This window comes from Amycolatopsis sp. VC5-11, assembly GCF_037034185.1.
GTDB classification, from domain to species: domain Bacteria; phylum Actinomycetota; class Actinomycetes; order Mycobacteriales; family Pseudonocardiaceae; genus Amycolatopsis; species Amycolatopsis nivea.
Map to the genome: position 1 here is coordinate 57015 of NZ_JBAGKF010000004.1, position 13306 is coordinate 70320.

Sequence of the window (13306 nt, forward strand, 5' to 3'; positions counted from 1 at the left end):
ACAAGCCAACCACGGGCGGTGTCCGGGGATTCCCGGTCCCCGCGGAAAAAGGAGGATTCCGACCTCAACCCGGGCCCGAACGGCGCTATCCGACTCGGAGGCCTTGACAGCGAAGCGGCGGCCGGGACGCACCCGGCCGCCGCTCGCTCAGCTGTGCGTCAGCCGACCGGCGAGTGGTCGTAAATCCGCTGCTGCGGTCCGGAGACCGCGCTGAGCCCGTTGGCCCACAACCGCTGCACGCGGGAGGCTTCCTGGGAATTCGGGTTGGCGTTGTGGCAGGACGGGCCGGGGCCGCCGCCCGACATCAGTTCGGAGCACGGGCCCGAGTAGTGGTCCGGCAGGCCGAGCGCGTGGCCGGTCTCGTGCGCGGTGATCCTCGTGTTGTCGTATTGGCGGGCCTGGGTGTAGTCGATGAAGATGGTGCCGTGGCCGTGCCCGTCGGTCTGCGCGTACGAGCCGCGCGGGTCGTTGCCCTCGACGTACCGCAGCGTGGCCCCGGACGAACGCTCGACCAGCTTCACGTTGGTGACCGCGCGGTTCCAGTTCGCCGCGCCCGCGTTGATCGCGGCCCGGAACGACGGTGCGCCGGACGTCGAGTAGTAGACCGTGGCGGACGCGACGGCGGAAGGAGCCGGAGCGGCGACCGCCACGGCGCCCGAAAGCGGGGCGGCGGCCAGCGCGAGCGCCACCGCGCCGGACAGCACGAACTTCCTGGACATAAGAAAGCTCCTGGGGGGGATCGGGGAGTTTTGCCGGGTTTGCGCGCGCTCAACCCAAAGTAGGCAGAAGCTCCCGGTCTGTGACCCCCCATTCGTACGGTCCGGCAACTGGTGATTTCCCAACACTAACGACGGGTTGACAATCCGGTCACCACGGCTGCATCTCGTCGTCGTCCTCGCCGGCGGCGCGCCTGCGGTGCGGACCGGACGTCGGCCGGGGCGGTTCGGGCGCGGCCGGGGGCGGCGGCGGGGTGGTGCCGGGAGGCGGCACCGGCGGACGGCTGTGCGTCGCGCCGCCCGGTGGCGGCATCGGGCGTCCGTAGGCCGCGCTGCCCGGCGGGGTGGTGCTGCCCGGCGGAGGTCCCGCGTAACGGGCGGGCGGTTCGGGCCGCGGCGGCTCGGCCGGAGGTTCCGGCTCTTCCTCGGGCTCCGGCAGGTACGACTTGACCACGTTCATCATCTCGCTGTCGCCGGCGATCGGCTCGAACGCGTCGATGACGTCGCGCGACACCTGGCGCTGCGCCTTCCCGTAGGCGTCCATGATCGCCGCGGTCAGCCGGGCGCCGCCGTGCCGCAGGGCGCGGTCGTCGATCTCGAGGTTCTTGAGTGCGCCGTTCGGGGTCACCGCGACCGACACCAGCCCGTCGCCCGACTTGGCGCGGCCCTCCGCGGTGCTCAAGGTTTCCTGCAGGGCAACGCTTTTCGCCTGCATCTCGTCAATCCGCCGCTGGAAGTCGTCCAGCCACCCCTGATCGTCCACCGGCGAACGCTATCGGCCGCCCGCGCCCAGCCGGTGAACCTCGGATGGCTGACGGGCTACGAAACGACCGACATCCGCGGCGGGCCGGAGCGGTGCGGGGCAGCGCGAGCGGTAACAATGGGCAAGTGTCCGAAGAAGTCCAGGCCCGCACGCGCAACCGCTGGGGCGAGGGCGAGCGGCTGCGCGGGGAAATCCTCGCCGCGGCCAGCAGGCTCCTGTCGGAACTCGACGGCGAGGACGCGCTCACCATCCGCGGCGTCGCCCGCGCCGTCGGCATCGCCCCGGCCAGCATCTACCAGCACTTCAGCGACCGGGCCGCGCTCGTCACCGGACTCGCCGAGCACGAGTTCGGCCGCCTGCGGCTCGCGATGGAAGCCGCCGAATCCCAGGTTCCCGCCGACGACGCGGTGGGCAGGCTGCGTGCGCTGCTGCACGCGTACTGCCGGTTCGCGATGGACAACCCCGGCCATTACCGGCTGATGACCGCCAACGGGTCGAGCCGCACCTCGCCGGACGTCCGGCCGCACGGTCCGACGATCGATTTCGTCGACCAGATCAGCGCCGCGTTCGCCCGCTGCGCCGAGGCCGGGGCCGCGCTCCGGGTGCCCGCCGACCGGGCCGGGGTGATCGCGTTCGTCGGCGCGCACGGCCGCGTCGCGCTGTTCCATTCGTCCGGGAGGCAGCCGGGCGAGGACGCCGTGGTGAGCTTCGCCGACGAGCTGCTGGCGCTCATTTTCGCTTGAGCCACGGGCGGTTTCGCCCGCTTTCCCCCTCTTGTCCACGGCCATCCCGGTGATCTTTGGACCCGAGTCTGGGCAATTGTTCACGAAGTCGCCTAACATCTGTTCGGTAAGTATCCGAACACTCGTTTGGTGACTTTTCCAGGAGGCTGTGATGGCCGACGCCCGGCCCGTAGAGCAGTTCCCGATGTCGCGCGGGCGCTGCCCGTTCGACCCGCCGCCCGATCTCGACCGCAAGCTGCGCGACGAACCGGTGTCGCGCGTGCGGATCTGGGACGGCAGCGAACCGTGGCTGTTCACCCGCTACGAAGACGTCCGCGCGATGCTCACCGACCCGCGGGTGAGCGCCGATCCCGGCCGCGCCGGCTATCCGTCGCAGACGCCGGGCCTCAAGGTGCGGCGCAGCCGGTTCAAGTCGTTCATCGGCATGGACGATCCGGAGCACGCCGCCCAGCGACGGCTGCTCACCGGCGATTTCATGGTGAAGAAGGTCCAGCGGATGCGGCCGCGGATCCAGCAGATCGTCGACGAGCTGCTCGACGAGATGCTGGCCGGTCCGAAGCCCGCCGACCTCGTGCAGGCGTTCGCGCTGCCGGTGCCTTCGCTGGTGATCTGCGAGCTGCTCGGCGTGCCGTACGAGGATCGCGATTTCTTCCACCGCTGCAGCAAGATACTGGTCTCGCGGGAAGCGACCGCGGAACAGTCGCTCGCCACGGCCGAGGAACTGCTCGACTACCTCGGGCGGCTGGTGGAGAAGAAGATCGACGACCCGGCCGACGACGTGTTCAGCCGCCTCGCGACCGGTCAGGTCGCCACCGGCGCGATGACCGTCCGGGAAGCGGCTTCGATGGGGCAGCTGCTGCTGGTCGCCGGGCACGAGACCACGGCGAACATGATCGCGCTCGGCACGGTCGCGCTGCTGGAGAACCCGGACCAGCTCGCCGCGGTCCGCGACGGCGACGACGCCTTGCTGGCCAACGCGGTCGAGGAGCTGCTGCGCTACCTGACGATCGTCCACTCCGGACGCCGGCGCGTCGCGCTCGAAGACCTGGAGATCGGCGGGCAGACCGTGCGCGAGGGCGAGGGCATGGTCGCGGCCACCGATATCGCCAACCGCGACGCGACGCAGTTCCCCGAGCCGGACAAGCTCGACGTCACCCGCAAGGCACGCCACCACGTCGCGTTCGGCTACGGCGTGCACCAATGCCTCGGCCAGCCGCTCGCGCGGGTCGAACTGCAGGTGGCCTACCGGACGCTTTACCGGCGGATTCCGACGCTCCGGCTGGCGAAGCCGCTGGAGGAGCTGAAGTTCAAGCACGACATGGTCGTCTACGGGGTGCACGAACTCCCCGTGACCTGGTGAAAGGAGCCGCGAGATGAAGGTGGTCGTGGACCAGTCCCGCTGTGTCGGGGCCGGGCAGTGCGTGCTCGTCGCGCCCGAGGTGTTCGACCAGCGCGACGACGACGGGATCGTGGTGCTGCTGCAGGAAAACCCGCCCGCGGAACTGCATGCGCAGGCCAAGGAAGCGGCGCAGCTCTGCCCGGCGCTCGCGATCGAGGTGGACGGCTGAGCTAGCGGCCCCGGCGGTCCTTTATCCTGTAAGGGGAAAGGGGTCGCCGGTGGTCGTGTTCGCGGGGCAGGGCGACGCCCGCCGTTCGATGGAGCTGCTGTGGCGCGCGGGCAGCGAACCGCGCAGCGCGCCGGGGCCGAAACCCGCGCTGAGCGTGGATCTCATCGTGAACGCGGCGATCGAGCTCGCGGACGCCGAGGGCATGGCGGCGTTGTCGATGCGCGCGGTCGGGGAGCGGCTCGGGCGCACGGCGATGGCGCTGTACACGTACGTGCCGAGCAAGACCGAGCTGATCGACTTGATGTGCGACCAGGTGTTCGGCGATCTGCGCGACGACCACGAGCTGTCCGGCGGCTGGCGGCCCGCGTTGCTCGAACTGGCCGGCGACCTGTGGGACTTCCATCTGCGTCACCCGTGGCTGCTGCAGGTGTCCTACGCGCGGCCGGTGCTCGGTCCGGGGGAGTTCCGGATGCAGGAAACGGTGCTGCGGGTGCTGTTCGCGACCGGTCTGCCCGCCGGCCAGGTGCGGCGGCTGGTGGGCGCACTGCTCAACGTCGTGCGCGGCGCGGTGCAGATCGCCGCCGAATCGCGGTTGGCGCTGAAGGAAACCGGACTGTCCGATGAGGACTGGTGGCGTGCGCGGACGTCCGCGCTCGGCGAGCTGGCCCCGGATCTGGCGGAGCGGTACCCGAACGTCGCGCGGCTGGGCGAGGAAGGGGCGCCGCCACCGCCCGCCGGAGTGTCCTATTTGGAGCACGAAGCCCGGCTGAGCTTCGATGCCGGCGTGGCGGTGCTGGCGGACGGGATCGAGGCGGCTATCGCTTGCGCGCCTCGATCAGATACCGAGTAGTCGTCGCGACGAACGGGCCCTTCTGAAGTTCCTCGTGCAGCTCGCGCAGGCGCGGCAGGTATTCGTCCACAGTGAATCCCGGCACCATCCAGATCACCTTGCGCAGGAAGTAAATCACCGCGCCGATGTCGTGGAATTCAGTGCGGAGTTCCTCGAAGCGCAGGTCCACTACCTCGAGCCCGGCCCGCTCCGCTGCGGCTTTGGCGTGGTCTGGATGGCGGCCGTTGCGTACTTCCGGCGGCTGCGGTCCGAGGAAGTACTCGACCAGCTCGAACACGCTCCACGGCCCGACCTGTTGCGACAGATAGCGGCCGCCGGGCTTGAGGACGCGCTTGATCTCGTCCCACCACACCGTGACCGGGTGCCTGCTGACGACCATTTCGAATGTGTTGTCCTGAAACGGAAGCGGCGGCTCGTCCGTGTCCGCGACGACGGTCGCGCCGCGGGGTTCCAGCAACGCGGCCGCCTTCTCGAGATTCGGCGGCCACGATTCGGTGGCGACGGTGAGCGGGGGCAGGACCGGCACGCCGGCCAGCACTTCGCCGCCGCCGGTCTGGATGTCCACAACGGACTGGACGTCCCGCAGTCGTTCGCCGAGCAGCCGCTGATATCCCCAGGACGGCCGCTGCTCGCTGGCCCGGCCGTCGAGCCAGGAGAAATCCCAGCCGTCGACCGACACCGACGCGGCCTCGTCCACCAGTTCGTCGAAGGTGCGCATCCGGTGATCGTCACAAATTCGGCGCGGGCGAGCCACTCGATTTTTGCCGCTGCCCGCTGAAGAACTCCCGCGCCGACGGGGGCGCCCACAGCAGGGCAACGATGACGAGCTGCACCGCGCCGACGACCGGGACGACCGCGTGGAACATCGGCGAGGACGACCAGGAGAAGGCGCTGAACACCACGGACAGCAGCTGGGAGACCGTCGTGAGACGGCGGGTCCACCGTCGCGCGGTGGCCAGCTTCCAGACCAGCAGCGCGCACAGCACCAGCAGGACGCCGTGGAACAGCGCGCCGGAAACCACCGCGACATCGACGGACCGGTCGATCTCGGCCGCGGCGAACTCGGGGTGCTGGGACGCGATCTGCGTGCGCAAGGTGCCCCGGCTCGACCACATCACCACGGGCACTACCAGATGACTGATCGCCACGACGGCCAGCAGCACCCGCGCCCACTGCACTGGCGTCGGCACTGGTCGCTGCCGGATCACTGCTCCTCCTCGCTTTCCCGCACGTGCCGCGTGCGGCGCCAGCGAGGACCGGTTCCGGGCGGGCTCGTGACCGTGCCGCCGCGTTCCGCCCACGCCTGGTTGAGCCGGGTGACCAGCTCCAGCGCGGTGGTCACGTCCCGGTCCGGCCAGTCGGCGATGACCTCCGAGAAGACGGCGGCGCCCGCCTCGATCGTGGTGGCGATCTCGGCGCGGCCCTCGTCGGTCTGCCGGACGAGGAACGTGCGGGAATCGCTGGGATCGGGCTCCGCGACGACCTGTCCCGCTCGCTCCAGCGCGGCGATGTGGCGGCTGGTCGCCGAGGCGGTGAGCCCGAGTTCGGCGGCGATCGCGGCGGGCCGGACGGGTTCCCGGGCGGCGACGGTCCCGAGCACCTGGATCCGGGTCAGGTCCAGGCGCCGGGAGAGCTGGCGGTGGCCCCGGTCGATGAGTTCCATGACCGCGCGGGCCAGGTCCGCAGAGTCGTTTCGTTGCGACACGAAACGACTTTACCAGAACGCGGCGGTCTACCTCCGCTGCGGAGCTGGCGGCACGGGTTTGGCGGCGACCACCGCGGCCAGCGGAACGACGACCAGGCCGCGTTTGGTCTCGACGGTGCAGGTGTCGGCGTCGCGGGCACGCAACGGACCGAGGGCGTCGGTGAACCCGCCCTCGATCCGGTATCGCACGACAACCCGCGTGCCCAGCGGGAGTTCCGTCAGCGGAGTCACTGCGCGAGGTGCGCGTTCAGCTCGTCGTCGCTCGGCTCGACGAGGTGGCTGCCGTCCGCGAAGACGATGGTCGGGATGCGGCGAGCGCCGTCCTGCAGTTCGCGTACGCGGGCTTCTGCGGCGGGGTCGGCCTCGACGTCCACGTAGTCGTACTCGACGCCCTTCGCGTCGAGCAGCGCGCGGCTGCGTTTGACGTCCGGGCACCAGCTCGCGCCGTAGACGATCGGGTTGCTCATGACACTACCTCCGAGGGGACGACAGCGGGTTTGTCTTCGGCCGCACCGGGTTCCGGGTGGCCGAGGAAGGTGAGCCAGTCGCGGAACACGCGGTGCACGGCTTCCGCGCCGACGGGTTCGCCGGGTGCCGGGAATTCTCGCGGATGCAGCAGGAAGCCGCGTTGCTGCGGTCCGCCGAGCCCGCCGTGCGAGCCGACGTGCCGTTCGAACGGCGAGGACTGGTCGGAGTCCGCGTCGTACCGGCTGTTGATCATGATGTCCGCGCAATGCGGGAAACTGTCGACGCGCTGGACCAGCTCGGCGGCGTACGGACCGTAGTCGGCCAGCGGGTCTTCGCCGATCACGATCCCGGTGGCCAGCCGCTTCAATCCGTCGCGGCCGAGCACCACCGGACCGAATTCGCGGCTGCGGACCAGCAGGAACCCGACGCCGTCGTGGTCGACCAGCGTCGGCAGCAGGTCCGGGTACTCGCGTTCGATCGTCTCCAGTTCGACCCTGCCCTCGTGCTCGGTGAACGACACCATCGCCAGATGCCCGGACACGACCGCGACGACCCCGGGAGCCACCCGCGTGACCTGCCCCGGCGAGCCAGTCGCGGTGCGCGGCCGGTTGTCGGATCCTTCCGCGCCTTCGACCCGGGCCCGCAACCGTCGCGCGATCAGGCCGCCGGTCGCGGTCGCTTCGGCGAGTGCCGCGTTGACCTGCCAGCTTTCCGCCTGTCGCCGCTTTCCTTGCTCGGCAACGGGTTCGCCGCCGCAGAGCCGTCCGACGAGCGCCTCAATGGTTTCGCCGAACCGGTCGACGAACGCCTGGCCTTGGGTTTGCCCGTGGTCGGACAGCCCGACGATGTGGTACTTCCGCGGCGAGAGCCGACCGGCCCGCAGCAGCCGCGCGAACTGCTGGTCGATCGACCGCAGCACCTCCAGCGTGTCGAACCGTTCGATGCCGGAGTGGTGCGCGACCTCGTCGTAGCCGAGGAAATCGGCGTACACCACCGGCCGTCCGGCGAGCATGTCGCCGATGATCGCGGACACCACGACGTCGCGCGCGATCACCGTCGTGCCCGGCCGGGCGAGCGGGTAGACGCCGCCGCGCGGAATCCGCGGCAGCACTCCCGCGCGCCGCTGTTTGGCCGCCGCGGACAGTTCGCGGACGACGTCGGCGAGCGCGACCCCGAAGGTGCGCAACACGTTGACCGGATTGGCGAAGTAGGCACGGTACCCAGCGCCGACCCGGTCCCGGCGACGCTTGCGCGGCGTGAGCACCGGCACCGAACTCATGGTCAGGCTGACGTGCGGGGCGTCGCCGGAGAAGAGGTTGCCGTGGCTCGCGCCGCCGATCGACAGCAGGCCGCGCCCGTCGCTGTGCCGCCGCTCGATCTCCGCCGCGTCGGACGGATGCGCGCACGCCATGACGTGGTCGCGGTCCTTTTCGTACCAGCGGAAACCGAGGATGTCGTGGTTGGAACCGTGCAGGATCCCGCAGACGCTCGCGCCGGTCTGCGAACTCCAGTCGGTGTGCCAGCGGGTGAGCGAATGCGTGCCCTCGGACAGCCACTTGGCGAAGGTCGGCATGTCCCCGTCCCGCACGGCGCGGCGGACGGTGTCGTAACCGAGCCCGTCGATCTGCAGGAAGACCACGCCGGGCGGTTGGTCGGCGAAATCGGTGCGGTGCTTCGCTTTCCGCCGGCGGCGAGCGGCGCGCCGGAAGAAGATCTCGTCCTCGTCGACGGCCAGCACGCTGGAGATCACCGCGCCCACCGCGGACATCGCGACGGTGATGACGACCGCCGTCGAGAACCCGTGCAGCTCAACGCCGGGTACGGCCTGGAGGATCGCCAGTGCCGCGGCGCTGAGCAGGATGTACGTGCCGACGCCGAGGGTGAAGTACGCGATCGGCCACGCCACCCGCACCACGAGCGGCCACACCACGGAGACGAGCAGGCCGAGGATCAGCGCGCACACCGTCGGCTGCCACCACGACTGCATCGTGAAGCCGTCGAGCCACGCGTCGAGCAGCCGCAACGCGCCGGTGACCGCCACCCAGACCAGCAGGACCCGCGCGACGACCCGGCCGCCGCGCAGCAACCGGCCCTTCGCCGGAGCAGGTGTCGTCATCGATGTCCTCCCGTCTGATGGGCCGCCCGTTTCTTGGAGATCAGCGTGGTCAGCACGGTCACCAGCAGCACCAGGACGGTCGCGAGCAGTGTCGCGATCAGCGGCGAGTCGAAGATGCCGCCGCTGAGGATGCCCAGCAGCGAGTACGCCACCGCCCACAGCACGCAGGCCAGCAGGCCGGACGGGAGGAACTTGCGCCAGGGATAGCCGAGCGTGCCCGCGGCGAGCAGCACCGGGATGCGTCCGGCGGGCACCAGGCGGCCGATCACCACGAGCTGCCAGCCGCGTCTCGCGAACTGTTCGCGGCCTTTCGCGAGGCGTTCGGCCTGTTGTCGTCGTTCGACGAAGCGCAGGAGAGGTTCACTGCCGAATCTCGGGACGGCGAAGGTGATCACGTCGCCCAGGTACGCGCCCGCGACCGCCAGCAGGATCACCAGCGGGAGCGAGAGGTGGTCGGTGGTCATCGCGACCGCGGCCGCCGCGCCGACGAGCGCGCCGGTCGGGACGATGGGGATCACGGAGCCGAGCAGTACTCCGCCGAACAGCGCCGGGTAGCCGATCGCTGACGGGTCTGTCCAATTCACCCGCGCTCCTCGCGAGTGGGGAGCAGGACGTCGGAGCCGGGGCGGGTGTGCAGGACCTCGGTGTCCAGGCCCAGACAGCGGACGTGGTGCGCGAACGTGCGCGGGGGTTCCACGAGGAGCTGGCGCATCTTGGCGGTGCGGTGGATGCCGGGGACCGCGAGCGTGCCCCAGTGGACCGGGACCGCCGTGCGGGCCTGGAGGAGAGCGGCGGCTTCGGCGGCTCGTTCCGGGGTGAGGTGGCCTGGGCCGAGGTTCGGGCCCCAGCCCCAGACGGGGAGGAGAGCTACGTCTACCGGGCCCAGGTCGGCCATGCCGGGGAAGAGGTCGGTGTCGCCTGCGGAGTAGATCCGCTGGTTGTCGGCCTCGAGGAGGTGACCGAGGGCGGGGCTTTGCGGGCCGTGGGTGAGGCGAGGGCCCCAGCGGTGGCCGGAGTGGACCGCTTCGGTGGCGGTGATGTTCATCGGGCCGCTGGCGATGGTTTGGCCTGGGGAGAGTTCTTCCACCTCGGTGAAGCCTCGTTTGGCCAGCCAGGAGCCCGCGCCTCGGGGGACGACGATTCTCGTGTGCTTGCCGAGGAGTTTCAGGGAGGGCAGGTGGAGGTGGTCGCCGTGGAGGTGGGAGATGAGGACGACGTCTACTGCGGTCCAGGAGGAGACGTCGGGTTTGGGGGCTACTCGGGTTAGCGGGCCTACCCAGCGGGTGAGGACTGGGTCGGTGAGGGCGACCTGGCCGGCTAGTTCCACGCGGGTGGACGCGTGGCCTAGGAAGTGGAGGTTCGGGCTGGTCACGGGTTCGAGTATTGCTGGATGTGCGGCTGGATGCTCGGTGGAGTGGTGGGGGGCACCCTTTGGGGCTGTTGGTTTGTTTGGCGGCTCGTCGCCTGGCGGCGACATTGCTTGGTGGTTGCGTGGGGCACCCCGAAGCTTGATTGTGCTGACGGGCGGTGGGTGCCTTGTCAAGGCGGGAAAGATGCCTTGACAAGCACCCACCGCCCGCAGATGCGCTTCGTATCGGGGTGCGGGGGAGGGGCTGGGTGTCTCGCTCGTTGGGTGCATCGGCTGCGGTTGGGTGTCTCGATGGTTGGGTGCGCCGGGTGGGGTTGGGTGCCTTGATGGTTGGGTGCGCCGGGTGGGGTTGGGTGCCTTGATGGTTGGGTGCGCCGGGTGCGGGTGGGCTGGGTGTCTCGATAGCGGGCGCACCGGCTGCGGCTGGGTTCTTCGATGCATGGGTGCATCGGTGCGGCTGGGTGGGGGTGGGGGCTTGCGCCCCAATGTGGCATTGGGTGCGTCAGATGCACCCAATGTGGCGTTCGGTGCGTCAGATGCACCCAATGCCGCATTGGGGCGCATCCCGGCGGGCGGTGGGCTAGTCGTGGGTCGTGAGGGGAACCCTCACGGAATCAGAGTTCCTCTGGGTTCCCCTCACGTACCTTGTCAGTGTGGGGTTGGGCTGGATGGGGCGGGGATGTGCAGGGATTTGGTGCCTAAGCCCGTTGCGTTCAGGTGGAAGCGGGGGGTGGCGCCGAGCGGGACGTGGGGGGTGCCGGTGCAGCCTGGGTGTTGCATGGGGTTAGCAGCGGGTGGGATCGGTTCGGCGGTGAGCTGTGCGGCGCGGACTCGGTCCAGTTCTTCGTCTGTGTACCGGGCGGATTCGTGGTGCCAGTTCGCGATGCCGGTCATCAGGTTTTTCAACAGGTCCGCGTAAGCGGTGAGTGTGTCTCGTGCTTTTGTGTCCAGGCCGTAGTCGGCGAAGAGGCCTGGCAGGCCTACGTCTGCTGCGTGGCGGAACTCGGCGAGTCTGGCTTCCGCCAGATCGGCGACGATGCGGATGGCTCGGTCTTGCTCGACGTCCAGGAAGGACCGTACTACCAGCACTGCGTTGTGCAGGCCGCCTTCGTACTCGATTTCCTTGCGGTAGGAGAACAAATCGTTGATCAGCCAGGCGTAGTCGGCGGCGGAGTCTTCCAGTGCTTCGATGACTCGGTTCCGGTGGATTTCCTCGGGGACGGTGCGGCTGTCGGTCAGCCTGCTGATGCTCACCACCAGGTCGGAACCGAAGGTGCGGCGGCGCATCTCGACGTAGTCGATGGGGTCGGGGATGCGGTTTTGGGCTTGCGTGGCTGCTTCCCATACCCAGGCGTCGATCATGGACTCGACCGTGGTGCGGAAGGTTTCGCGTTCCGTGGGGCTCAGGGGGCCGGTGGTGCGTTGCCAGAGGTCCGCTAGACCGGTTTCCAGCGCGGTTTGCGGTGAGGGAGGGGGCTCGCCGTTGGTGGGCATGAAGAGTTTGAGGCGTTCGGTGGTCAGTCTGGTGGCGGACAGGTCAGGCGAGAGGACTTCTGTGTAGTAGTCGTCGGCGTAGGTGCCCCAGGTGAGCCAGTCATTGGTGAGGGAGACCTGTTCCGGAGGCGCGTCGGGGCAGATGCCTGCGGTGGCCAGGGGCACGTCGGACGCGCGCAGGCGGGCGGTGTCCCAGACTCCCTCGGACAGGAGGCCTATGCGGCGTGGCCAATCGGCGATTTTCTTGCGTTCCGCGGAGAGGTGCGGGCTGAGTCGCAGGGGGAAGGGCAGGGGCAAGGCGGGCAGAGTGACTGGGCCTAGTTGTTCGTGAGGGTGGTGCGCGAAAGATCGTGCGCGTTGCGGGGCGGTGGTGGCGACGGAGCGGAAGATGCGGGCGGCGGAGGTGCCCAGTCCGGAAGGGCCGCCTAGCAACTCTGGGCCGCCTCGGGCTTCTAGGGCGCCTTCGTTCATGTAGCGGCTCGAGCGCAGATGCCATTCGTGTCCGCCGGATTGCCAGTCTTGCAGGCCTTTGACGTACGCGAAGGTTTCGGCTCGTCCGGCTGGTTCTACGCCCTGTTCGTCGAAGAGGGCGGGGACTTCGGTGAGGGCGGTGTGCTCGAATTGGTGCAAGCGCGAGGTTAGCAAGTCGTTCACCGCGTCCGCGGCTTCTTGGGTGGTGCAGCCCAGGAATTTTTCGAAGACCAGGACGCTGTTGGAAAGTTCGCCTTCGTCCTCGACTTCGCGCTGGTAGGAGAAGAGGTCGTTGCGGAGGTGGACGGCGTCGGCGAAGCAGTCGCGCAGGACTTCCATCGGGCGTTTCGCCGCGATTTCGTCCGGGACCTCGGCGTTCAGGGAGTGTTCGATCAGGTTCGCCGACCAGGGGGCGCCGCCGACTTTGCGGCGCATGGCGACGTATTCGATCGGGTTCGCGACCCGGCTTTCGTTGATGTTGGCCAGTTCCCAGAGGGATTCGTCGAGGAGGTTGCGGGTGCTTTCGCGGAAGCGTCGCCGCCAGGCCGCGGACCGGTGCGGGACAGTGCGGTTCCACAGATCGGTCAGGCCGCGTTCGACGGGGTTTTCCGGGGTTTCGGTGATTTCGCCTTCGGCGGGCATGAAACGAGCGATCCGGTCCAGATAACCGCGGGCGTGTTCGATGTCGCCGGTGCGTTTGAACAGTTCCAGGAAATGGTCGTCGAAATAGAATACCCAGACGTACCAATCCGTGACGAGGTCGAGTTCCTGCGGGGCGGCGTCGGGATGGGTGTAGGAACACAAGAGCGCGTAATCGTGGGAGTCGAGGTCGTGCTCGTTCCAGATGACGGTGCCGTGCTGGGGCACGTCGATCATGTCCATCGTGTACGCCCACGCCTTGCTGTGCTTCCGCGCGCCGTCCAGGTGCGGGTTCAGCCGGGCCGGGTACGACAGATAGAACTCGGGCAGGACGAACGGCTGCACGCGGGCTCCCCTCGCGGTCGCGGGTACCGACACCACGAGGCAAACAGACCGCACCGGCG

15 protein-coding genes are annotated in these 13306 nt (G+C 69.2%); 4 read left to right on the top strand and 11 right to left on the bottom strand.

The genetic code is table 11. From position 1 onward, the window contains the following. Nucleotides 1-158 precede the first annotated feature (158 nt). Both WA670_RS15090 and WA670_RS15095 read right to left on the bottom strand, forming a co-directional pair. Nucleotides 159-719 (bottom strand): snapalysin family zinc-dependent metalloprotease, encoded by a 561-nt coding sequence (locus tag WA670_RS15090; protein ID WP_037818340.1) that lies wholly within the window; start codon nt 717-719, stop codon nt 159-161. 148 nt (nt 720-867) lie between these two features. Continuing rightward, a complete protein-coding gene (locus tag WA670_RS15095) occupies nt 868-1479 on the bottom strand; it encodes a YbaB/EbfC family nucleoid-associated protein (RefSeq protein ID WP_275294226.1) in 612 nt (203 codons plus the stop codon). 125 nt (nt 1480-1604) lie between these two features. Between WA670_RS15095 and WA670_RS15100 the strand changes: the two genes are divergently transcribed. From WA670_RS15100 to WA670_RS15115, 4 genes are all read left to right on the top strand, one after another. Then, nucleotides 1605-2222, top strand: a complete 618-nt coding sequence (locus WA670_RS15100; RefSeq protein ID WP_107051187.1) for a TetR/AcrR family transcriptional regulator — start codon at nt 1605-1607, stop codon at nt 2220-2222. A gap of 151 nt (nt 2223-2373) precedes the next feature. Then, complete coding sequence (locus tag WA670_RS15105; RefSeq protein WP_275294225.1) at nt 2374-3582, top strand: cytochrome P450; 1209 nt, start codon at nt 2374-2376, stop codon at nt 3580-3582. A gap of 13 nt (nt 3583-3595) precedes the next feature. Continuing rightward, a complete protein-coding gene (locus WA670_RS15110) occupies nt 3596-3790 on the top strand; it encodes a ferredoxin (protein ID WP_336158051.1) in 195 nt (64 codons plus the stop codon). A gap of 49 nt (nt 3791-3839) precedes the next feature. Further along, nucleotides 3840-4640 carry a TetR/AcrR family transcriptional regulator gene (locus tag WA670_RS15115; protein ID WP_238608133.1) on the top strand — a complete coding sequence of 267 codons (801 nt, stop codon included), beginning with the start codon at nt 3840-3842 and terminating at the stop codon, nt 4638-4640. Here the strand turns inward: WA670_RS15115 and WA670_RS15120 are convergent. The 9 genes from WA670_RS15120 to WA670_RS15160 form a co-directional block, all read right to left on the bottom strand. Then, nucleotides 4606-5358 carry a class I SAM-dependent methyltransferase gene (locus tag WA670_RS15120; RefSeq protein WP_037818345.1) on the bottom strand — a complete coding sequence of 251 codons (753 nt, stop codon included), beginning with the start codon at nt 5356-5358 and terminating at the stop codon, nt 4606-4608. The genes WA670_RS15115 and WA670_RS15120 overlap by 35 nt on opposite strands. Nucleotides 5359-5368: 10 nt before the next feature. Then, complete coding sequence (locus tag WA670_RS15125; protein ID WP_336158052.1) at nt 5369-5848, bottom strand: hypothetical protein; 480 nt, start codon at nt 5846-5848, stop codon at nt 5369-5371. Next, the gene (locus WA670_RS15130; RefSeq protein WP_336158053.1) at nt 5845-6345 is read right to left on the bottom strand and encodes a MarR family winged helix-turn-helix transcriptional regulator; all 501 of its coding nucleotides are present in this window, start codon (nt 6343-6345) and stop codon (nt 5845-5847) included. The genes WA670_RS15125 and WA670_RS15130 overlap by 4 nt, the downstream gene beginning before the upstream one ends. Before the next feature lie 27 nt (nt 6346-6372). After that, nucleotides 6373-6576: a putative acetyltransferase gene (locus tag WA670_RS15135; RefSeq protein ID WP_037818347.1), complete on the bottom strand. Its 204-nt coding sequence runs from the start codon at nt 6574-6576 to the stop codon at nt 6373-6375. After that, the gene (locus WA670_RS15140) at nt 6573-6812 is read right to left on the bottom strand and encodes a glutaredoxin family protein (protein WP_037818348.1); all 240 of its coding nucleotides are present in this window, start codon (nt 6810-6812) and stop codon (nt 6573-6575) included. The genes WA670_RS15135 and WA670_RS15140 overlap by 4 nt, the downstream gene beginning before the upstream one ends. Continuing rightward, nucleotides 6809-8929 carry a phage holin family protein gene (locus tag WA670_RS15145; RefSeq protein WP_238608130.1) on the bottom strand — a complete coding sequence of 707 codons (2121 nt, stop codon included), beginning with the start codon at nt 8927-8929 and terminating at the stop codon, nt 6809-6811. The genes WA670_RS15140 and WA670_RS15145 overlap by 4 nt, the downstream gene beginning before the upstream one ends. Then, nucleotides 8926-9513 (bottom strand): DedA family protein, encoded by a 588-nt coding sequence (locus WA670_RS15150; RefSeq protein WP_037818351.1) that lies wholly within the window; start codon nt 9511-9513, stop codon nt 8926-8928. The genes WA670_RS15145 and WA670_RS15150 overlap by 4 nt, the downstream gene beginning before the upstream one ends. Further along, the gene (locus WA670_RS15155) at nt 9510-10301 is read right to left on the bottom strand and encodes an MBL fold metallo-hydrolase (RefSeq protein ID WP_336158054.1); all 792 of its coding nucleotides are present in this window, start codon (nt 10299-10301) and stop codon (nt 9510-9512) included. Before WA670_RS15155 ends, WA670_RS15150 begins: the two co-directional genes overlap by 4 nt. A gap of 645 nt (nt 10302-10946) precedes the next feature. After that, the gene (locus tag WA670_RS15160; RefSeq protein WP_336158055.1) at nt 10947-13247 is read right to left on the bottom strand and encodes a terpene synthase family protein; all 2301 of its coding nucleotides are present in this window, start codon (nt 13245-13247) and stop codon (nt 10947-10949) included. Nucleotides 13248-13306 lie beyond the last annotated feature (59 nt).

What these genes read in the sequence shown, in the direction of transcription:
- WA670_RS15090 (WP_037818340.1), bottom strand. Translation starts at nt 719, where the DNA reads ATGTCCAGGAAGTTCGTGCTGTCCGGCGCGGTGGCGCTCGCGCTGGCC.
- WA670_RS15105 (WP_275294225.1), top strand. Translation starts at nt 2,374, where the DNA reads ATGGCCGACGCCCGGCCCGTAGAGCAGTTCCCGATGTCGCGCGGGCGC.
- WA670_RS15110 (WP_336158051.1), top strand. Translation starts at nt 3,596, where the DNA reads ATGAAGGTGGTCGTGGACCAGTCCCGCTGTGTCGGGGCCGGGCAGTGC.
- WA670_RS15120 (WP_037818345.1), bottom strand. Translation starts at nt 5,358, where the DNA reads ATGCGCACCTTCGACGAACTGGTGGACGAGGCCGCGTCGGTGTCGGTC.
- WA670_RS15140 (WP_037818348.1), bottom strand. Translation starts at nt 6,812, where the DNA reads ATGAGCAACCCGATCGTCTACGGCGCGAGCTGGTGCCCGGACGTCAAA.
- WA670_RS15145 (WP_238608130.1), bottom strand. Translation starts at nt 8,929, where the DNA reads ATGACGACACCTGCTCCGGCGAAGGGCCGGTTGCTGCGCGGCGGCCGG.